The following is a 19,938-nucleotide window of genomic DNA, read 5'->3' as shown; positions in this document are numbered from 1 at the left end:
GGGCAGCCACAGGAATCGGGAGCTTATAGATAATGAGTATCTGAGACCTGACGGAAATCTGCTACGCGGCGTACCTGTCCGACCCGTAGAGCACTTTTCGTAGCGTCGAACTGTTAGAACGAACTCTAACAGCTAAAAGCCAAACAGCTAACAGCTAATAATTCAACCTAATGGCTTTCGCAAAAAACAAGAAGTTAGTACAGGACTTCTCTAAAGTTACCATCTCGCTGGCGTCCCCGGAAGTAATTCTGGAGCGCTCGACTGGAGAGGTGGTGAAGCCTGAAACCATCAACTACCGCACTTACAAGCCCGAGATGGGCGGCCTGTTTTGCGAGCGAATTTTCGGCCCTGTGAAGGACTGGGAATGCCACTGCGGCAAGTACAAGCGCATTCGCTACAAAGGCATCATCTGCGACCGGTGCGGCGTGGAAGTTACCGAGAAGAAAGTTCGCCGTGAGCGGATGGGTCACATCGAGTTGGTGGTGCCCGTTGCGCACATCTGGTACTTCAAGTCGTTGCCTAACAAAATCGGCTACCTGCTGGGCTTGCCCACTAAGAAGCTCGACCAGATTATCTACTACGAGCGCTACGTAGTGGTGCAGCCCGGTGCAATGGCTGAAGAAGGCGTGCAGCAACTCGACTTTATGACGGAGGACGAGTACCTGGACGTCATCGACAAGCTGCCCCGTGAAAACCAGATGCTGCCGAACGAAGACCCCAATAAATTCATCGCTAAGATGGGGGCCGACGCTTTGCAGATGCTGTTGGAGCGCATTAACCTCGACGAGCTGAGCTACTCGCTCCGCGACTCGGCTGCGCACGAAACCTCGCAGCAGCGTAAAGCTGAAGCATTGAAGCGCCTGCGCGTGGTGGAAGCGTTCCGTGACGCCGCTACCCGTGTGGAGAACAAGCCCGAGTGGATGGTAATCCGCATGGTGCCGGTGATTCCGCCCGAGCTGCGCCCACTGGTGCCGCTTGACGGTGGTCGCTTCGCCACGTCGGACTTGAACGACCTGTACCGTCGCGTCATCATCCGCAACAATCGCCTCAAGCGCCTGATTGAAATCAAGGCCCCGGAGGTGATTTTACGGAATGAGAAGCGGATGCTGCAAGAAGCTGTCGATTCGCTCTTCGATAACTCGCGTAAGGTAAACGCCGTGCGTGCCGAAGGCAACCGGGCCCTGAAGTCGCTGTCTGATATGCTGAAAGGTAAGCAGGGCCGCTTCCGTCAGAACCTGCTTGGTAAGCGTGTTGACTACTCGGGCCGTTCGGTTATCGTAGTGGGCCCCGAGCTGAAACTGCACGAGTGTGGCTTGCCTAAAAATATGGCTGCCGAGCTGTTCAAGCCATTCATCATCCGCAAGCTCATCGAGCGCGGTATCGTGAAAACGGTGAAATCGGCTAAGAAAATCGTGGACCGCAAAGACGCCGTTGTTTGGGACATCCTGGAGAACGTGCTGAAAGGCCACCCCGTGCTGCTCAACCGGGCCCCCACGTTGCACCGCTTGGGCATCCAGGCGTTCCAGCCGCGCCTCATCGAGGGCAAAGCCATCCAGCTGCACCCGCTGGTGTGTACAGCTTTCAACGCCGACTTTGATGGTGACCAGATGGCTGTGCACGTGCCTCTGGGCCCAGCTGCCATCCTGGAAGCTTCCATGCTGATGTTGGCTTCGCACAATATCCTGAACCCTGCCAACGGGGCCCCCATCGCGGTGCCTTCGCAGGATATGGTGCTTGGGCTGTATTATGTGACCAAAGGCAAGCGCAGCACAGACGATGAGAACATCCAAGGCGAAGGCCGGGTATTCTATTCAGACGAGGAGGTTGTAATTGCTCTAAATGAAAATAAGCTTTCGAAGCACGCTTACATCAAGGTGCGCACGATCATCCGCGATGAGAACGACGATTTGGTGACGAAAGTCATTGAAACGGTGGCAGGTCGTGTACTGTTCAACCAGATGGTGCCCGCTGAAGTGGGCTTCGTGGATGAGCTGTTGACTAAGAAGAAGCTTCAGCAGATTATTTCGCTGGTGTTTAAGCGCACGGGCATGGCCCGCACGGCGCAATTCCTGGACGACATCAAAACGCTCGGTTTCCAGTCGGCTTACAAAGGCGGCTTGAGCATGGGCCTTGGTGACATCAACATTCCCAAGGAGAAAGACGAGTTGATTGCGCAAGCCCAGGCTGACGTAGCTGCGGTGACGCAAAACTACCAGATGGGTCTGATTACTAATAACGAGCGTTACAACCAAGTTATTGACATCTGGACGCGCATTAACAACCAGATTACGGAAACCCTGATGGGCCGCCTGGAGAAGGAAGACCAAGGCTTCAACTCCATCTACATGATGATGCACTCGGGGGCCCGTGGTTCGCGCGAGCAGATTCGACAGCTCGGCGGAATGCGTGGCCTGATGGCCAAGCCCCAAAAGTCGCTGCAAGGCTCAGTAGGTGAAATTATCGAGAACCCGATTCTGTCTAACTTCAAAGAAGGCCTGGACGTAATTGAGTACTTCATCTCGACGCACGGTGCCCGTAAGGGCCTTGCTGATACGGCTATGAAGACGGCTGACGCCGGCTACCTGACCCGTCGTCTGCACGACGTAGCCCAGGATGTAATCGTAACCCAAAGCGACTGCGGTACCCTGCGGGGCATCGAAACTTTTGCATTGAAGGACAACGAGGATATTGTGGAGCCGCTGTCCGAGCGTATCCTCGGCCGAGTAGCCGTCCACGACATCGTGGACCCGCTGACCGATGAGATGATCCTGATTGCCGGCGGTGAGATTACCGAGGAAATTACCCGTCGTGTCGACCAAACGGCCATTGAGTCGGTGGAGATTCGTTCGGTATTGACTTGTGAGTCGAAGCGTGGCATCTGCGGTAAGTGCTATGGCCGTAACCTGTCGTCGGGCCGCATGGTCCAGCGCGGTGAGGCAGTGGGCGTTATCGCTGCTCAGTCTATTGGTGAGCCCGGTACCCAGCTTACGCTGCGCACGTTCCACGTGGGTGGTACCGCTTCAAACATTGCCGTAGAGGCCGGCATCAAGGCGAAATTCGCTGGCGTGGTTGAGTTTGAAGATATCCGCACCGTGGATACCCTGAATAACGAAGGCGTCAAAGGCCAAGTAGTTATGGGCCGCTCGGGCGAAATCCGAGTAGTAGAAGCAGGTACTGGCAAAGTGCTGCTATCTAACCATGTTCCCTATGGCTCGGTCTTGCTGGTGAAGGAAGGTCAGCAGGTAGAGAAAGGCCATGAACTTTGCACTTGGGACCCCTACAACGCCGTTATTCTGGCCGAGTTTGACGGTACGGTGCAGTACGACGCCATCACGGAAGGCATTACCTACCGCGAAGAGTCGGACGAGCAAACGGGTCACCGCGAGAAGGTAGTCATCGAAAGCAAAGACAAGGCTCAGAACCCGTCCATCATTGTGAAGGGCGGCAAAAAGGCCGATGCCGATGCTCAGCGGGCTTACAGCCTGCCCGTTGGTTCACACATTAACATTGCGAACAACGCGAAAATCAAGGCTGGTGATATCCTGGCCAAGATTCCGCGCATGGTGGGCAAAACCCGTGACATCACCGGTGGTCTGCCGCGTGTAGTGGAACTGTTCGAAGCTCGTAACCCGTCGAACCCGGCCGTTGTGTCGGAAATCGATGGCGTGATAACCTACGGTTCGGTGAAGCGTGGTAACCGTGAAATCTTCGTCGAGTCGAAAGACGGTGTAAAGAAGAAGTACATGGTGCCGCTGTCGAAGCATATTTTGGTGCAGGACAACGACTTCATCCGCGCCGGCATGCCGCTATCGGACGGTGCCATTACACCTTCCGATATCCTGAGCATTCAGGGCCCCGGGGCCGTGCAAGAGTATCTCGTGAATGAGATTCAGGAAGTATACCGCTTGCAGGGTGTGAAGATTAACGACAAACATATTGAAGTGGTCGTCCGCCAAATGATGCAGAAAGTGGTGATCTTGGATGCTGGCGATACCTCGTTCCTCGAGAACCAGGTGATTAACAAAATCCTGTTCATGGAGGAAAATGACACCATCATCGATATGAAGGTGGTGACGGAAGCCGGTGACTCGGCATCTATGAAGCCTGGTCAGATTGTGACGGCTCGCCGCCTCCGCGACGAGAACAGCAGCCTGAAGCGCCGCGATCTGCAACTCGTGCAAGTGCGCGAGGCGCAACCTTCGGTGTCACGCCCCACGCTGCAAGGAATCACGCAAGCCTCCTTGGGCACGCAGTCGTTCATCTCGGCTGCCTCGTTCCAGGAGACAACCAAGGTGCTGTCGGAAGCCGCTATCCGTGGCAAAGCCGATGAGCTGTTGGGTCTGAAGGAGAACGTGATTGTCGGTCACCTCATCCCGGCCGGTACCGGTTTGTTAGAATACACGCGTCAGATAGTGCAAACTAAAGACGAAGTGGAAGCCCAGCAGGCTGCTAAAGCTGCCGAGGAAGCTACGCCTGCCAAGCGCCCCTCGCGCGCTGGCAAGCGGGAAACCGTAGCCGAATAATCTGGCTCCGCGTTGAGTGAAGAAGAAGCCGACCGGTGTGAGCCGGTCGGCTTTTACTTTTTTCATTTACTGGCAGGCCTTCCTAGGCGTAATGCCGCAAAAAAAACGACTATATGCAGCCCGAACAAACGCCAGACCCCAACGCCATCAACATCGAGCTTTCCGAGAACATGGCCGAAGGCGAGTACGCCAATCTGGCTCTGATAGCCCACAGCAACAGCGAATTCGTGATTGACTTTATTCGGATGATGCCAGGAATGCCGAAGGCCAAGGTCAAGTCGCGCATTGTCGTAACGCCCGAACATGCCAAGCGCCTGCTTGCGGCATTGTCCGAAAATGTGGAACGTTATGAGCAGTCGTTTGGCCATATCAAAGTACACAGCGACGCGCCCAATTACCCGATAAGCTTCGGTGGTGCGGTGGGGGAAGCGTAGGCCCCCCGCGGCTACTCAAAATTAACCAACGCATGTAGTTTGCTATTGCAAAGAAATAAACCTACCTTTGCAAGCCAAAAATTGGGGGCAAACGGCTCCTGCTAATCATTCCCTAAATGCCAACTATCAACCAATTAGTACGAAAAGGCCGTGAGGCTTTGACCACAAAGTCAAAGTCACCCGCGCTTGACTCGTGCCCGCAGCGTCGGGGCGTGTGCACCCGTGTGTACACCACCACGCCTAAGAAGCCGAACTCGGCTATGCGCAAAGTGGCCCGTGTGCGCCTTACCAATGGTAAGGAAGTAAACGCATACATTCCCGGTGAAGGCCACAACCTCCAAGAGCACAGCATTGTGCTGATTCGTGGGGGCCGGGTAAAAGACTTGCCAGGTGTGCGATACCACATCATCCGCGGAGCCCTCGATACCGCTGGTGTAAGCGGACGTACACAGCGCCGCTCGAAATACGGCGCGAAACGTCCTAAGCCCGGCCAGCCTGCTGCAGCCGCTGGCAAAGGCGGAAAAGCCGCACCTGGCAAGAAAAAATAGTGATTGAGTAGTTGGTTGTCAGTATTTAAGCCCTTTGGTTTGATAAGCACTGGCTTCAATTACTGACTACCGACTACCCAATACCAAAAACTCAAATGAGAAAGTCGAAACCGAAGAAGCGCATTCTGCTTCCCGATCCTAAGTACAAAGAGACGCTGGTAACGCGTTTTGTGAACTACATGATGTACGACGGGAAGAAAAACCTGGCGTACACTATTTTCTATGATGCCTGCGACTTAGTGGAGCAGCGCACCAAGGAAAGCGGCCTTGAAATGTGGCGCAAAGCCCTGAATAACGTAATGCCAACTGTGGAGGTGAAAAGCCGCCGCGTAGGTGGTGCTACCTTCCAGGTTCCGATTGAAGTGCGCGCTGATCGCCGCATTTCGGTAGGGGCTAAATGGATGATTCAGTACGCTCGCCGCCGTGGTGAGAAAACGATGAAAGACAAATTGGCCGGCGAAATTATCGCTGCCGCCAAGGGTGAAGGCGCTGCCGTCAAGAAAAAAGACGATACGCACCGCATGGCAGAAGCCAACAAAGCTTTCTCGCACTTCCGATTCTAAATTGGTTGTCCGGCATTTGGGGCCCCAAGGAACTTGGATTTTTTTGACGCAACCTGACGTTGAACAACCAAGCCCTTGGGGCCCCTCATTCCTAAGACCCTAAACATAATCATGGCCGTTAACAAAGAACTCCAATACCTCCGCAACATCGGGATTATGGCGCACATCGACGCCGGTAAGACCACGACTTCGGAGCGTATTCTGTATTACACCGGGAAAACCCACAAAATCGGGGAAGTGCACGACGGTGCCGCCACGATGGACTGGATGGAGCAGGAGCAGGAGCGCGGCATCACGATTACCTCGGCTGCAACGACTACGTTTTGGAACTATCCTACCGATATAAAAGGCGAGCCGGTCGCGGATACCCACCAGTACAAAATCAACCTGATTGACACCCCCGGCCACGTAGATTTCACGGTGGAAGTGGAGCGTTCGCTGCGCGTTCTTGACGGTGCCGTGGCACTGTTCTGCGCCGTGTCGGGCGTCGAGCCGCAATCAGAGACGGTGTGGCGCCAGGCTGACAAGTACAGCGTGCCCCGTATCTGTTTCGTGAATAAGATGGACCGCGCCGGTGCCGACTTCTTCAAGGCCGTTGCCGAAATCAAGGATAAGCTCGGGGCTAACCCCGTGCCTCTCCAGATTCCGATTGGTGCCGAAGATACCTTTAAAGGCGTCGTTGATTTGCTGACCGGCAAAGCCATTGTATGGGACGATGCCACTGAAGGCAAGTCGTACAGCGAAATTCCGGTACCCGAGGACTTGGTGGAAACTGTCGCCGAGTGGCGTCAGAAGCTCATTGAGAGCGTGGCCGAGTACGATGACGAGTTGCTGGAGAAATTCTTCGAGAATCCCGACTCCATCACTAAGGAAGAAATGATGGTCGTTATCCGTAAAGCGGTTATCGACATGAAGTTCTCGCCGGTGTTGTGCGGCTCAGCTTTCAAAAACAAGGGTGTGCAGACCATGCTGGATGCCGTGATGGCCTATTTGCCGTCGCCACTCGACATGCCTGCCATTATGGGTACTCACCCCGATACAGGGGCGGAAATTGAGCGTCACCCCGATAACTCAGAGCCGTTCACCGCACTGGCGTTTAAAATTGCTACCGATCCGTTCGTAGGCCGCTTGTGCTTCTTCCGCTGCTATAGCGGAGTATTGGACGCCGGTTCGTACGTGCTCAACAACCGCACTGGTAAGAAGGAGCGTATCTCGCGCCTCATGCAGATGCACTCCAACAAGCAGAACCCGATTGATAAAATCCAGGCGGGTGACATTGCGGCGGGCGTTGGTTTCAAAGATATCAAAACCGGTGACACGCTGAGCGAAGAGAAGCACCCCATCGTCCTCGAGTCGATGAGCTTTCCCGAACCGGTGATTGGCTACGCCATTGAGCCGAAGACGCAGGCCGACGTTGATAGAATGGGTATGGCCATCGCTAAGCTCATTGAGGAAGACCCCACCCTGAAAGTGAACACCGACCCCGAGACCGGTCAGACGGTGTTGCGTGGCATGGGCGAACTGCACTTGGAAATCATCATTGACCGCATGCGTCGTGAATTCAAAGTGGAAATCAATCAGGGTGCCCCGATGGTGGCCTACAAGGAGATTCTCACCAAGAAAGTCGACCACCGCGAAACATACAAGAAGCAGACCGGTGGCCGCGGTAAATTCGGTGATATCCTGTTCGAACTCGGTCCGAAAGAAACCGAACCCGAAAAGCCTGGATTTGAGTTTGATAACGCCATTGTAGGTGGTGTCATCCCTCGCGAATTTATTGCCCCTATCCAGAAGGGTTTTGAAGAAGCCATGAAGCAAGGCCCCTTGGCAGGCTTCCCGATTGAGGGCATGAAAGTGCGCCTCTACCACGGCTCCTTTCACGACGTTGACTCGGATGCCCTGTCGTTCGAACTGGCCGCCCGGGGTGGTTTCCGCGAAGCTGCCCGTTTGGCTGGCCCCAAATTGATGGAGCCCATCATGAGCGTAGAAGTGGTATGCCCCGACGAGTACACAGGTCCCGTAACTGGTGACCTGAACCGCCGTCGCGGCCTGATGAAAGGCATGGACACCAAAGGCGGTGCCCAGTTGATCAAGGCCGACGTGCCGTTGTCGCAGCTGTTTGGCTATGTAACGGACCTGCGGACGATCTCGTCGGGTCGGGCTTCAGCTTCGCTCACCTTCTCGCACTATGAGCAGGTGCCTCAAAACTTGGCTGATGCCATTATTGCTAAAGTAAAAGGAGCTAAATAATATCGGTCACTAACTTGGTCAATCGGACCAAAACCACCAATGAACCAGAAAATCCGCATCAAACTCAAGTCTTACGACCACAACCTCGTAGATAAATCGGCTGAGAAAATCGTGAAAGCTGTAAAGGCTACCGGTGCCATCGTTAGCGGCCCAATCCCGTTGCCGACGCAAAAGGAGAAGTTCACCGTCCTACGCTCGCCCCACGTGAACAAGAAGAGCCGGGAGCAATTCCAACTTTGCACTTACAAGCGCTTGGTGGATATCTTCTCGACTTCGTCGAAAACTGTAGATGCCTTGATGAAACTGGAACTACCCAGCGGCGTTGATGTAGAAATCAAAGTCTGAGGACCGGACTTAATGCATTCATTAAGAAGCCCCGTCTCGATTAGTCGAAACGGGGCTTCTTAATGAAATTGCTTTCGAATAACGCATATACTGAATAGAATTTCTGAAAGCTAACTGCCTCATTTGGAAATTATTTATATGCTACATTGGGAAAATTCGGACTTTAATTCTATCTTTGCACTCCCTTAGCGAAAACGACACTCGGTCGTTTTCTTTTTGTGTTTATAAATCTCCACAGAATGCCTGGCATCATCGGTAAGAAAATCGGTATGACAAGCCTCTTCACTCCGGACGGGAAAAATATTCCCTGCACGCTCATCGAAGCGGGTCCGTGCGTAGTGACGCAGGTTAAGACTATCGCCAACGACGGCTACACTGCCGTTCAGATTGGATACGGCGAAAAGAAGGCGAAGAATACGACCAAGGCTCTGGCCGGTCACTTCGCCAAAGCTGGTACCACTCCCAAGAAAAAGCTCGTTGAATTTCGTCTCGATGCGGAATCAACTTACGCCGCTGGTGCTACTATCGACGCTTCGCTCTTCGCAGAAGGCGAGCTTATCGATGTAGTTGGTACCTCAAAAGGCAAAGGCTTTCAGGGTGTAGTAAAGCGCTACAACTTTCAGGGTGTCGGTGGCCAGACTCACGGCCAGCACAACCGCCTACGTCACCCCGGGTCTATTGGAGCTTGCTCGTGGCCTTCCCGTGTGTTCAAAGGAATGCGCATGGGTGGCCGCATGGGTAGTGACCGCGTCAAAATTCAGAATTTGAAAGTAATGCGCGTAGTAGTCGATAAGAACCTGATTCTGGTTAGCGGTTCGATACCCGGTGCCAAGAATTCTTACGTGGTCCTGGAGAAATAACCCGACGTAGCAATGGAACTCGCAGTATATAGCATTAAAGGCGAAGACACGGGCCGCAAGGTTACGCTGTCGGACGATATCTTCGGGCTCGAAATCAACGAGCACGTAATGTATCTGGACGTAAAGCAGTACCTCGCTAATCAGCGTCAGGGTACTCACAAATCCAAGCAGCGGAACGAGGTGCACGGCACTACGAAAAAGCTCAAGAAGCAAAAAGGTACGGGTGGTGCTCGTGCTGGCAGCATGAAGTCGGGCGTGTTCGTTGGTGGCGGCCGGATGTTTGGTCCGCAGCCTCGCGATTACAACTTCAAGCTCAACAAAAAAACTAAACGCGTAGCTCGCCTCTCGGCTTTGTCAAGTTTGGCTAAAGACGGCAAGATTTCCTTAGTGGAAAACATTGCTATGGATGCTCCCCGTACCAAAGATTTCGTTGCCATCATGGACGGCCTCAAGCTTAACAATGGTAAGAAAACGATGCTCGTCACCGCTGAGGTGAACAAAAACGTTATCCTCAGCGCCCGTAATCTTCAGAAAGTGAAAGTGTCGACGCCGGTTGGGCTTAACACTCATGATTTGCTCAATACGGATACGTTGCTGATTTCCGAAGACGGTATGGCTTCGTTGGTTCAACTCTATAGCACCGCTGAATAATGAGCACGCTGAAACGTCCCATCGTTACCGAGAAGGCTACGGGCCTGACCGAGAAAGGTCGCTACACTTTTGAAGTGGAGCGTACTGCCAATAAAGTGCAAATCAAGAAAGATATCGAATCGCTTTATGGCGTGACGGTAACCGATATCAACACGATGCGCACCATTGGCAAAATGAAGTCAAAAGCTACCCGCAGCGGCCAAGCCATTGGCCGTCGCGCTCATGGCAAAAAAGCCATTGTGACTGTAAAAGAAGGCGATATCATTGACTTCTACGGTAACCTGTAGCATTTTCGCCGCAAAAGCACAACTAGCTAGTAATGGCACTTAAAAAACTCAGACCAACAACCCCAGGGCAACGCTTCCGCGTTGCGCCGGCGTTTGACGAGCTAACAACGTCGACCCCGGAGAAGTCACTGATGACTTCCCTCAAGAAATCGGGTGGCCGGAACTCTTCCGGTAAAATGTCGAACCGCTACATCGGCGGCGGGCATAAAACCCAGTACCGTATCGTAGACTTCAAGCGCGACAAGGCAGGTGTGCCTGCCACGGTGAAGACTATCGAGTACGATCCTAATCGCACCGCACGCATTGCATTGCTCGGCTACGCTGATGGTGAGAAGCGTTATATCATTGCTCCGGCCGGCCTTACGGTTGGCGCGCAAGTAGTTTCAGGCCCCGGTGTAGCTCCCGAAATTGGCAACACGTTGCCATTACGTGAGATTCCTCTCGGTACCATCGTACACAACATCGAGTTACAGCCTGGCCAAGGTGCGGCTATGGCTCGCTCGGCTGGTACCTACGCTCAGATTGTAGCCCGGGAAGAGCGCTATGCTACCCTGAAATTACCTTCGGGTGAGATGCGGATGGTTCTTGTTACTTGTATGGCTACGGTAGGTACCGTTTCAAACGGTGATCACATGAACGTGCGTATGGGCAAAGCCGGCCGGAACCGATGGGCTGGTCGTCGCCCCCGTGTTCGTGGTGTGGCTATGAACCCCGTTGACCATCCAATGGGTGGCGGTGAAGGTAAATCGTCGGGTGGTCACCCACGTAGCCGTAATGGTTTGTTGTCGAAAGGCTACAAGACTCGCGATAAAAATAAGTATTCGGAGAACCTGATTGTGAGCCGCAAAGGCAAGAAGTAATATATGGCACGTTCACTCAAAAAAGGGCCGTACATTGACTTCCGGCTGGAGAAGAAAGTCACGGCACTCGAAACGGCTGGTAAAAAATCGGTGGTGAAGACTTGGTCGCGCCGCTCGATGATTTCGCCAGATTTCGTAGGCCACACCTTCGCTGTTCACAACGGCAATAAGTTCATCCCGGTGTACGTGACCGAGAACATGGTAGGGCACAAGTTGGGCGAATTTGCCCCGACGCGTAACTTCCGTGGTCACGTCGCCAAAAAAGATAAAGGCAAGCGCTAAGATGGAAGCAGTAGCAAAACTCCGCAATGTGCCTACCTCGCCGCGCAAGATGCGCTTGGTAGCCAACTTGGTACGCGGTCAAAAAGTGACGCGGGCCTTGGGCTTGCTCCGCTTTGAAGCCAACAGCGGTGCTGAGAAGATTGAGAAACTGCTCCTCTCGGCCTTGGCCAACTGGCAGCAACATAACGAAGACCAGCGTATTGAAGAGGCAAATCTCTACATTAGCGAGATCTTCGTTGACGAAGGTCGGCAGCTAAAGCGTTTACGTCCTGCCCCTCAGGGCCGTGGTCACCGTATTCGCAAGCGTAGCAATCACGTGACGCTGAAAATCGATACAATGATTGAGAAGGCCGGCAGTAAATCCGCTCAGGCGCAAGCTGCTAATTCCGCCACCACCGAAAATCAGGCCGAGGCCAACTCATAAATAATATGGGACAGAAAGTAAATCCGGTTGGCTTCCGTTTGGGCGTCATCAAAGGCTGGGACTCGAACTGGTACGGCGGTAAGGACTTCGCCGAGAAATTGGTGGAAGACGAAAAAATTCGCAAGTACATCAACGCCCGTATTCAGAAAGGTGGCATCAGTCGCATTGTGATTGAGCGTACGCTCAAGCGGATCACCATTACCATTAATACGGCTCGCCCGGGCGTGGTAATTGGCAAGGGTGGTCAGGAGGTTGATAAGATTAAAGATGAGTTAAAGCAAATCACCAACAAAGATGTCCAGATAAATATCTTTGAGATTAAGCGTCCAGAACTGGATGCTAAGCTGGTAGGTGAGAGCATTGCCCAGCAGTTGGCAGCCCGTATTTCTTTCCGCCGTGCTATGAAGATGTCTATCCAAGCTGCAATGCGGGTTGGAGCTGAAGGCATCAAGATTCAGTGTGGTGGTCGTTTGGGTGGCGCTGAAATTGCCCGTTCGGAGCAGTATAAAGAGGGCCGTACTCCCTTGCACACTTTGCGCGCTGATATTGATTATGCGCTGTCAGAAGCTCAGACAGTGTATGGCAAAATTGGTATCAAAGTGTGGGTAATGCGTGGGGAGGTATTTGGTAAGCCTGATCTATCACCTAACCAACAGCAGACTAATCCAGGTGGCGATGCTGGTGGACGCCGCGATGATCGTGGCCCTCGTGGCGAACGTGGCGACCGCGGTGGTGACCGTGGTCCCCGCCGCGATCGTGGCGGTAATCCTGCCGGTGGTGCTCCTGCTGGCGGTGCTGGCCGTGGCGATAGCAACGGCCCCCGTCGCAACGGCCCTGCCCAAGGTGGTGGAGCTGGCCGGGCACCCCGCCGCTAATTAACTAAGATAAGAAGCTACTTCGGGGTGTTGGGTCCCATGTCTTAATACCTCGAAGCAGACTTTTTACGCATTTAGTCCGCCCATCCCTAACAATCTTTTTATTTAATTTCTCATGTTACAACCGAAAAGGACTAAGTATCGCAAGATGCAAAAGGGTCGCGTGACTGGCTTAGCCTACCGCGGCAGCTCCATAGACTTCGGTTCGTTCGCTATCAAGTCGCTGGAAACGTCTTGGATTACGGCTCGCCAGATTGAGGCAGCCCGTATTGCCATGACCCGCGCAATGAAACGCGAAGGGCAAGTATGGATCCGCATTTTTCCCGATAAGCCCATTACTAAGAAGCCCGCTGAAGTGCGGATGGGTAAGGGCAAGGGCTCGCCAGAGTACTGGGTAGCCTGCGTAAAACCGGGCCAGATTATGTTTGAATCGGATGGTGTGACGCTGGAGGTAGCGAAGGAGTCGCTTCGCTTAGCCTCCCAAAAATTGCCGGTTCGGACTACATTCGTGGTACGCCGCGATTACGTTGAAGCCGCCGCTTAACATGAAAAACAAGAACGACATCAAAGGTCTTTCCGCTGATGCGCTGAAAGAGCAAATTAAAACTGAGCGTGCTCAGGGCCAACAATTACGTTTCGCCCACGCCATTTCGCCGCTCGAAAACCCTTCCCGTCTGAAGGCTAGCCGCAAAAATGTTGCCCGTTTGCTTACCGAGCAAACCCGCCGCAATAACGAGCAGGCCATTAATCCCGCTCAATAATGGAACCAACTCAAGAAAAACTGTTGCCGGCTCACGACCCAGCTTCCGACCGTAATGCGCGTAAAGAAATCGTTGGTAAAGTAACCAGTAGCAAGATGGAAAAATCCATCACGGTAGCTGTAGTTGAAAAGCAGAAACATCCTAAGTATGGGAAGTTCGTGACTAAAACCACGAAGTTTCACGCTCATGACGAGAAGAATGAGTGTGGCGAAGGCGATACGGTGCGCATTATGAGCACCCGTCCGCTGAGCAAGATTAAGCGGTGGCGCTTAGTAGAAGTCATTGAACGCGCTAAATAACACAGACCAATGATTCAGCAAGAATCCCGCCTGACGGTAGCCGATAACAGCGGCGCTAAGGAAGTGCTTTGCATCCGCGTTCTGGGTGGCACGGGCAAAAAATACGCTAGTGTTGGCGATAAAATTGTAGTAGCTATTAAATCAGCTATTCCTTCTGGCAACGCTAAAAAAGGTACTGTAAGCAAGGCAGTGGTTGTGCGTACAAAGAAGGAAGTACGCCGTAAAGACGGTAGTTACATTCGCTTTGACGATAATGCCGCTGTGTTGCTTAACAACAATGATGAGCCGCGCGGTACACGTATCTTCGGACCAGTGGCCCGTGAGTTGCGTGAGCGCCAATTCATGAAAATTGTATCGCTGGCCCCCGAAGTACTGTAAGCCATGGCTATTAATAAAGAACTGCCCGTTAAGCTACATGTGAAATCGGGCGACACTGTAAAGGTGATTGCCGGTGATGAGCGCGGGAAAACTGGTGTCATCAAATCGGTGAACCGAGTGACCCAGCGTGTGATTGTGGACGGTCTTAACTTGGTAACTAAGCACAACAAGCCGAGCGCCAAGTCACCCCAAGGTGGCATCACTAAGATGGAGGCGCCAATGCACGTAAGCAATGTGCAGGTTGTCGATCCTAAAACCGGTGAGCGGGTGCGCAAAAGCGCACCGGCCACGAAAAAGGCTTAACTAGCCTCCTCGTATCATGGCCCGATTAAAAGACATATATCAAAAAGACGTAGTACCAGCGCTCCAGGAGAAATTCCAGTTTAAGAGCATCATGCAGGTACCGCGCATCTCCAAAATTTGCATTAACCGCGGCATTGGTGCAGCGGTTGCTGACAAAAAACTGGTCGACAATGGTGTTGAAGAGCTGACAACTATTACTGGTCAGAAAGCTGTTCCAACGATTGCTAAGCGCTCGGTATCTAACTTTAAGCTCCGCGAGGGTATGCCCATCGGCGCGAAAGTGACTTTGCGCGGCGAGCGGATGTATGAGTTTATGGACCGTTTGTTGACTGTAGCATTGCCCCGTGTACGTGACTTTAAAGGTATCAATGACAAAGGATTTGATGGCCGTGGTAACTACACACTGGGTGTAAAGGAGCAAATTATCTTCCCTGAAATTTCGATCGACAAGATCAAGAGTATTTCAGGTATGGATATCACGTTTGTGACCACTGCTGAGAATGACGAGCAGAGTTACGAGTTGCTCAAAGCATTCGGTATGCCTTTCGCTAACGCTAAGAAAGAAGCTTAATCTTTTGAACTCATGGCTAAAGAATCCATTAAAGCACGGGAGCGCAAGCGAATTGCCACCGTGGCCCGCTACGCTGAGAAACGCAAGGCTTTGAAAGCTGCCGGCGACTATGAAGGTCTTGATAAGCTGCCCAAAAACGCTTCGCCCGTGCGCCTGCACAACCGCGACATGATTGATGGCCGTCCCCGCGGCTACATGCGCAAGTTTGGCATCAGCCGCGTGCGTTTCCGCGAAATGGCGCTCGCCGGGAAAATTCCCGGTGTGACCAAGTCGAGTTGGTAGTATCCAGTTTAGGTTTTTTGTAATAGAGACTTATTTATAAAAAAAGCGCCTTGACTAATCAAGGCGCTTTTTTTTGGCATATTAATCACTGATGTTACGCGGATATTTGGGGAGTAATTTTCGAACTGGCCAGGACTTGCACGCTGGATTTGCACACGGATTACTTGATTAGCTCGACGGGGCAAACTTCCGCCACGGGCTTGTCGCGGCTCCTGGGTGGGGCCGTGAGCCACGACCAGGTGACGCGCTGGCTGAGTAGTTCGTATCTGGACTCGGCCCAGGTCTGGGCCGCCGCCAAGCCCGTAATTCGCCAAGCCGAGCGCCAGCGGCCGGCGGCGGAATTTGCCGTCCTACTCGTGGATGATTCGATTCTGGAAAAGGCCCACACGGACCCAAGTGCGCTGATTTGTACCCACTACGACCACCGCAAGGGCCGCTTCGTCAAAGGCCTCAACTTCGTGAGCCTACGCTATCAGGCCGGCGAACTGTCCCTGCCCATCGCCGTCGAGCTCATCGAAAAGACCGAAGCCGTGGTGGATCCCAAGACCCAGAAAACCAGCGCTAAAAGTAAGTTCACCAAAAACGAGTACCTGCGGGCCATGTTGCGCGTGGCCCAGCAGCACGTCCGCTACCGCTACCTGCTGGCCGACAGTTGGTATGCCTCAGCCGAGAACCTGAACACGGTGCTCGAACTCGGCCACGACTTCGTGCTGGCTCTCGCATCCTCGCGCACCGTAACCCTGCGTGATAAGGGCCGCAAGAATGGCCAGTTTCAGGCCCTCGATGCCCCGCTTTTTCCCGATGAGCAGCCCCTGCACGTCTGGTTGAGCTCCGTCCAACCGGCGGTGCTCGTGGCTCGGCAAATCTTTCTCAACAAAGATGGGTCGCAGGGCGTGCTATAGCTGGTGAGCAGTGATACGAGCCTGGACCAGGCCCAGTTGACGACAATCTACTAAAGACGGTGGAAAATTAAAGAATACCACAAATCGTTGAAACAAAATACGGCGGCGGTCTATTGAAGAGTGAGGTTGTAATTGTCAATCACAATCTTGATGCGAGCCGTGTGCATGCGCAAACTTTTACTAAAGGAGCAGGATTTGCGGACCAATACCCCGCAGCGCTGGCGTAAGGAGCAGTTGATAGCCTCAACAATATTGGTTTTGCCGCTGCCTTTGGGATGAGGCCGATGCTGGTGGGCGGGCAAGACCTTGGCGTAGGCTTCCCACTGGTCGGTGTGGTAGCGGCAGTGGCGTTGGTAGCGTCGCGGCAGCGCGGCCCACAAGCGCCGGGCCGTGGCGGCTCCCCGGCAACCCAGCACCCAGGCCACGATGCGGCGCGAGGCCCGTTCAACGGCCAGCCACAACCAGACTTTGCACGTGCGCCGGCCCACGAAGGTCCACATTTCGTCAAGTTCGAGGGCTTCAGGTTTCCGGCGTTGGGCCTTTTTCGTCCGGCGACGCGGCAGCCGGGGCGAGTCCAAGGCCGCTTTTTTTTATCAGCTTGGCGATGGTCATCCGTGCCACGCCGGTGGCGCGCACGATGCTACGTTGGGAGTTACGCTCGGTGAGCAAGGCTTCCACCTGCGCATACTGTGCCGCCTTGGCCACGGCCGCTGGTATAAACCGTGCCTGATACCCGCACGCCTTGCACTGGTATTTAGGCTGACCACCCTGCGTGCCATTGCGGCGGATGTGTTCACTACCACAGCGGGCACATAAGTGTTGCGTATAAACCATGCGCTAATTTACAACCTCACTCGCTAATAGACCACCGCCCAAAATACGTCGCTAGGTAAATCACCTGACCTTCTTCCATAAAACTAGACCAAGCTAAAGTAGAGCAATCAGGCACTTGTCGTACCTTAAAATCCAGACAATTGTCCTGAAAAAGACCAAGTTTACCGAGGCTCAAATCGTGTTCGCGCTGCGCCAGGCCGACACCGGTGTGACCGTCGCGGAGGTGTGCCGGAAGATGGGCATCAGCGAGGCCACCTACTACAATTGGAAGAAGAAGTATGGCGGCCTGGGTGTACCTGAGCTGCGTCGGATCAAGCAGTTAGAAGAGGAAAATTAGCCGCTTAAACAGCTCGTGGCTGACCTGAGCTTGGACAAGCAGCTGCTCCAAGATGTGCTTAAACAACCTTCTGAAGCCCGTGCAGCGTCGGCATGCGGCTCAACACTTAATCGACGCTTACCGCATCTCAGCCCGGCGGGCCTGCCGGGTTATCGGCTTGCAACGAGCCAGTTGGTCCTACAAAGCGCATGGCCAGGACGACACCTTGCTCCGCCAGCGTTTGCGCGAGTTGGCCCAGGTGCGTATTCGCTACGGTTGCCAGCGCCTGCACACCCTGTTGCGGCGGGAAGGCTGGCTGGCTAATCACAAGCGTGTACTGAGGTGGTCTAGCTAAAACGGACAGTGTGAAGTCTTATCTTCCATTGCCCATGACTGAAAAACTGAATCTAGGCGGAACGCTGCCTGCCCCGCGCAAGAAGTACACGTTGGCTTTTAAGGCCGAATGCGTTCGCCAAGTGGCGGCTGGTGCCCGACAAAGCGACGTGGCTCGGGCCCAAGGCATTTCACCCGCCTTGTTGGGCCGTTGGCAGCGCGAGGCGCTGGAACAAGCCGTGCCCAGCAGCGCGGAGCGCGACGAAATCAAACGGCTGCGTACCGAACTCAAGCGCGTAGAAATGGAGCGTGATATTTTAAAAAAAGTCGTGACCATCTTCTCCCAACCGCCTCAGTCATGAGCCGCTACGCATTTATCCATGCCTGCGTGGAACCGTGGCCCGTGCGGGTGCTCTGCCGCTTGTTGGCGGTCAGTTCAGCCGGCTATTATCAGTGGCGTCAGCGCCCGGCCCCACCAGCTACGGCGTGGCAGCTGGCGGCGCAGGCCGCCTTTGCGCGTCATGCCCGCCGTTATGGCACCCGCCGGTTGCGGGCCGAATTGCATGCCGAAGGGCACGCGGTGGGGCGTTATGCGCTGCGCACCTGGCTGCACCGCAACGGATTACGGGCCCTGAGCACCCACCCGCACCGCCCCCGCACGACCGTGGCCGACCCGGCGGCCGTCGTGGCCGAAAACCGGCTGCTCGGCCAGCCGGCCCCCACCGCCCCCGACCAGGTGTGGGTCGGCGACATCACTTACCTGCCGCTGGTGGGCGGGCGTTGATGCTACCTGGTCACCTGGCGCGACACCTGCTCGCGTCGGGTCGTGGGCTGGCACCTGGCCGCGCAGATGCCCACCGAACTCGTGCTGCTGGCGCTGGAACAGGCCTTGATCCTGCGCCAGCCCGCGCCGGGACTCCTCATCCATGCCGACCGCGGCAGCCAATACACCAGCCAAGCCTGCCGCGCCCGTATCGACCAAGCTGGCGCGGTGCCCAGCTTTAGCCGGCCGGGCAACCCCTATGATAACGCCCAGGCCGAAGCCGGCTGGAGCACCCTGAAAACCGAACTCTTGCCTGGCAATGCCCCTTTCGCCTCCCTCGAAGAAGCCCGCTTAGAAATCGCCTGGTACCTTGATGTCTACTTTAACCTCGAACGCCGCCACTCCGCTCTCGGCTACCGCTCGCCCCACCAATTTGAATAGGACCTGAAAATAAACCTATCTTAGCTCCCTGTCTGTTTTCACTGGACCACCCTATACACCGCCTTTACTGCCTGGAAGGCGCACTTATGTAGCAAACGTCCCAAGTGCAGCCGGGCTGGCCGCATACCGCTTGGAACGGCTACCACTGGGCCGCCTGCATCAGCGCTGGAGCATGGATTTTGTGGCCGATAACCTCTTTGATGGGCGCAAAATCCGCTCCTTAACTGTGGTCGATAACTAGAGTCGCCAGTGTTTGGCTATTCACGTGGGGCAGTCGCTCAAAGGGGAAGATGTGATAGCCGTCATGCAGCGCTTACACTAAGAACTGGGCTTGGTTCCCGAACGCATCCAGGGCAGCGCGTTTATCAGCAAGGCCCTGGACCGCTGGGCCTACGACCAGCACGTCACGCTGGACTTCTCGCGGCCGGGCAAACCCACGGATAATCCGTACATGGAATCATTTAACGGCAGCTTCCGCGACGAGTGATTAAACGTGCATTGGTTTCTCTCGCTACCCTGTAGGCTCCCCCGGTAAGTGAGCCAGCCAAAAGTAGAGAGAAGTAGTAACTTTTCACTTTCTCTATTTTTAGCTATTCATGAAAAAGAGTCGATTCAGCGAAGCCCAGATTCTGGGCATTTTGCGCCAACAGGACCAAGGGCAGACCGTCACCCAGATTTGCCGCGAGCATAGTATTAGCGAGGCCACGTTTTACGGGTGGAAAAACAAGTTTGGTGGCATGAGCACCAGCGAGTTACAGCGTCTCAAGCATCTGGAGGACGAAAACCGCCGCCTCAAACAACTCTACGCGGAGCTGAGCCTGGAGAATCAGGTCATTAAGAGGCTATCCGAATA

25 protein-coding genes and 4 pseudogenes are annotated in these 19,938 nt (G+C 54.2%); 27 read left to right on the top strand and 2 right to left on the bottom strand.

Going from position 1 to position 19,938, the window contains the following annotated elements; translation table 11 throughout:
- Positions 1-170: 170 nt before the first annotated feature.
- The 21 genes and pseudogenes from rpoC to DDQ68_RS12770 form a co-directional block, all read left to right on the top strand.
- Positions 171-4,523 (top strand): DNA-directed RNA polymerase subunit beta', encoded by a 4,353-nt coding sequence (gene rpoC, locus DDQ68_RS12870; RefSeq protein WP_109656654.1) that lies wholly within the window; start codon positions 171-173, stop codon positions 4,521-4,523.
- A gap of 113 nt (positions 4,524-4,636) precedes the next feature.
- Complete coding sequence (locus DDQ68_RS12865) at positions 4,637-4,957, top strand: DUF3467 domain-containing protein (RefSeq protein ID WP_070744229.1); 321 nt, start codon at positions 4,637-4,639, stop codon at positions 4,955-4,957.
- 116 nt (positions 4,958-5,073) lie between these two features.
- The gene (gene rpsL / locus DDQ68_RS12860) at positions 5,074-5,505 is read left to right on the top strand and encodes a 30S ribosomal protein S12 (RefSeq protein ID WP_068236417.1); all 432 of its coding nucleotides are present in this window, start codon (positions 5,074-5,076) and stop codon (positions 5,503-5,505) included.
- A 95-nt stretch (positions 5,506-5,600) separates the two neighbouring features.
- The gene (gene rpsG / locus DDQ68_RS12855; protein WP_035567919.1) at positions 5,601-6,068 is read left to right on the top strand and encodes a 30S ribosomal protein S7; all 468 of its coding nucleotides are present in this window, start codon (positions 5,601-5,603) and stop codon (positions 6,066-6,068) included.
- 111 nt (positions 6,069-6,179) lie between these two features.
- Positions 6,180-8,318, top strand: coding sequence for an elongation factor G (gene fusA / locus DDQ68_RS12850; protein WP_109658423.1), 2,139 nt, complete (start codon positions 6,180-6,182; stop codon positions 8,316-8,318).
- A gap of 39 nt (positions 8,319-8,357) precedes the next feature.
- Positions 8,358-8,663: a 30S ribosomal protein S10 gene (rpsJ, locus tag DDQ68_RS12845; protein WP_035567915.1), complete on the top strand. Its 306-nt coding sequence runs from the start codon at positions 8,358-8,360 to the stop codon at positions 8,661-8,663.
- A gap of 239 nt (positions 8,664-8,902) precedes the next feature.
- Complete coding sequence (gene rplC / locus DDQ68_RS12840) at positions 8,903-9,523, top strand: 50S ribosomal protein L3 (RefSeq protein ID WP_109656653.1); 621 nt, start codon at positions 8,903-8,905, stop codon at positions 9,521-9,523.
- A 12-nt stretch (positions 9,524-9,535) separates the two neighbouring features.
- Positions 9,536-10,174: a 50S ribosomal protein L4 gene (gene rplD / locus DDQ68_RS12835; protein WP_109656652.1), complete on the top strand. Its 639-nt coding sequence runs from the start codon at positions 9,536-9,538 to the stop codon at positions 10,172-10,174.
- Complete coding sequence (gene rplW, locus DDQ68_RS12830; protein WP_109656651.1) at positions 10,174-10,461, top strand: 50S ribosomal protein L23; 288 nt, start codon at positions 10,174-10,176, stop codon at positions 10,459-10,461. Before rplD ends, rplW begins: the two co-directional genes overlap by 1 nt.
- Before the next feature lie 32 nt (positions 10,462-10,493).
- The gene (gene rplB, locus DDQ68_RS12825; protein WP_109656650.1) at positions 10,494-11,321 is read left to right on the top strand and encodes a 50S ribosomal protein L2; all 828 of its coding nucleotides are present in this window, start codon (positions 10,494-10,496) and stop codon (positions 11,319-11,321) included.
- Positions 11,322-11,324: 3 nt separating this feature from the next.
- Positions 11,325-11,603, top strand: coding sequence for a 30S ribosomal protein S19 (gene rpsS, locus DDQ68_RS12820; RefSeq protein ID WP_068191730.1), 279 nt, complete (start codon positions 11,325-11,327; stop codon positions 11,601-11,603).
- A 1-nt stretch (position 11,604) separates the two neighbouring features.
- The gene (gene rplV, locus DDQ68_RS12815) at positions 11,605-12,027 is read left to right on the top strand and encodes a 50S ribosomal protein L22 (RefSeq protein ID WP_109656649.1); all 423 of its coding nucleotides are present in this window, start codon (positions 11,605-11,607) and stop codon (positions 12,025-12,027) included.
- A gap of 5 nt (positions 12,028-12,032) precedes the next feature.
- Positions 12,033-12,902, top strand: coding sequence for a 30S ribosomal protein S3 (rpsC, locus tag DDQ68_RS12810; protein ID WP_109656648.1), 870 nt, complete (start codon positions 12,033-12,035; stop codon positions 12,900-12,902).
- Positions 12,903-13,017: 115 nt separating this feature from the next.
- Complete coding sequence (gene rplP, locus DDQ68_RS12805) at positions 13,018-13,446, top strand: 50S ribosomal protein L16 (protein ID WP_068236399.1); 429 nt, start codon at positions 13,018-13,020, stop codon at positions 13,444-13,446.
- Between the two features lies 1 nt (position 13,447).
- Positions 13,448-13,663: a 50S ribosomal protein L29 gene (gene rpmC, locus DDQ68_RS12800; protein WP_109656647.1), complete on the top strand. Its 216-nt coding sequence runs from the start codon at positions 13,448-13,450 to the stop codon at positions 13,661-13,663.
- The gene (gene rpsQ, locus DDQ68_RS12795) at positions 13,663-13,962 is read left to right on the top strand and encodes a 30S ribosomal protein S17 (RefSeq protein ID WP_070744243.1); all 300 of its coding nucleotides are present in this window, start codon (positions 13,663-13,665) and stop codon (positions 13,960-13,962) included. The genes rpmC and rpsQ overlap by 1 nt, the downstream gene beginning before the upstream one ends.
- 9 nt (positions 13,963-13,971) lie before the next feature.
- A complete protein-coding gene (gene rplN / locus DDQ68_RS12790) occupies positions 13,972-14,340 on the top strand; it encodes a 50S ribosomal protein L14 (RefSeq protein WP_046246583.1) in 369 nt (122 codons plus the stop codon).
- Between the two features lie 3 nt (positions 14,341-14,343).
- Positions 14,344-14,643 (top strand): 50S ribosomal protein L24, encoded by a 300-nt coding sequence (rplX, locus tag DDQ68_RS12785; protein ID WP_109656646.1) that lies wholly within the window; start codon positions 14,344-14,346, stop codon positions 14,641-14,643.
- A gap of 16 nt (positions 14,644-14,659) precedes the next feature.
- Entirely contained in the window at positions 14,660-15,214 is a 555-nt protein-coding gene (gene rplE / locus DDQ68_RS12780; protein ID WP_068236391.1) for a 50S ribosomal protein L5, read from the top strand.
- A 12-nt stretch (positions 15,215-15,226) separates the two neighbouring features.
- Positions 15,227-15,496, top strand: coding sequence for a 30S ribosomal protein S14 (gene rpsN / locus DDQ68_RS12775; RefSeq protein ID WP_035567891.1), 270 nt, complete (start codon positions 15,227-15,229; stop codon positions 15,494-15,496).
- A gap of 125 nt (positions 15,497-15,621) precedes the next feature.
- Positions 15,622-16,449, top strand: a pseudogene (locus tag DDQ68_RS12770) (transposase); the annotation flags it as partial.
- Between the two features lie 59 nt (positions 16,450-16,508).
- On the opposite strand, the gene DDQ68_RS12765 reads toward DDQ68_RS12770, so the two are convergent.
- The gene (locus DDQ68_RS12765) at positions 16,509-16,898 is read right to left on the bottom strand and encodes an IS1 family transposase (RefSeq protein ID WP_162550044.1); all 390 of its coding nucleotides are present in this window, start codon (positions 16,896-16,898) and stop codon (positions 16,509-16,511) included.
- A gap of 19 nt (positions 16,899-16,917) precedes the next feature.
- Positions 16,918-17,232, bottom strand: coding sequence for a transposase-like zinc-binding domain-containing protein (locus tag DDQ68_RS22885; RefSeq protein ID WP_162549800.1), 315 nt, complete (start codon positions 17,230-17,232; stop codon positions 16,918-16,920).
- Between the two features lie 145 nt (positions 17,233-17,377).
- Here DDQ68_RS22885 and DDQ68_RS23905 point away from each other — a divergent pair.
- The 6 genes and pseudogenes from DDQ68_RS23905 to tnpA form a co-directional block, all read left to right on the top strand.
- Positions 17,378-17,891, top strand: a pseudogene (locus DDQ68_RS23905) (transposase); the annotation flags it as partial.
- A 46-nt stretch (positions 17,892-17,937) separates the two neighbouring features.
- Positions 17,938-18,243, top strand: coding sequence for a transposase (locus DDQ68_RS12750; protein WP_109656643.1), 306 nt, complete (start codon positions 17,938-17,940; stop codon positions 18,241-18,243).
- Positions 18,240-18,665 carry an IS3 family transposase gene (locus DDQ68_RS12745; RefSeq protein ID WP_109656642.1) on the top strand — a complete coding sequence of 142 codons (426 nt, stop codon included), beginning with the start codon at positions 18,240-18,242 and terminating at the stop codon, positions 18,663-18,665. Before DDQ68_RS12750 ends, DDQ68_RS12745 begins: the two co-directional genes overlap by 4 nt.
- A gap of 42 nt (positions 18,666-18,707) precedes the next feature.
- Positions 18,708-19,085 carry an integrase core domain-containing protein gene (locus DDQ68_RS12740; protein WP_162550080.1) on the top strand — a complete coding sequence of 126 codons (378 nt, stop codon included), beginning with the start codon at positions 18,708-18,710 and terminating at the stop codon, positions 19,083-19,085.
- 154 nt (positions 19,086-19,239) lie between these two features.
- A pseudogene (locus DDQ68_RS23900) lies at positions 19,240-19,569 on the top strand (DDE-type integrase/transposase/recombinase); the annotation flags it as partial.
- Positions 19,570-19,681: 112 nt separating this feature from the next.
- Positions 19,682-19,921 (top strand): annotated as a pseudogene (gene tnpA / locus DDQ68_RS12730) (IS66 family insertion sequence element accessory protein TnpA); the annotation flags it as partial.
- Between the last annotated feature and the right edge of the window lie 17 nt (positions 19,922-19,938).

The organism is Hymenobacter nivis (assembly GCF_003149515.1).
GTDB classification, from domain to species: Bacteria; Bacteroidota; Bacteroidia; order Cytophagales; family Hymenobacteraceae; genus Hymenobacter; species Hymenobacter nivis.
This window is presented reverse-complemented; position numbering and strand designations above follow the sequence as displayed.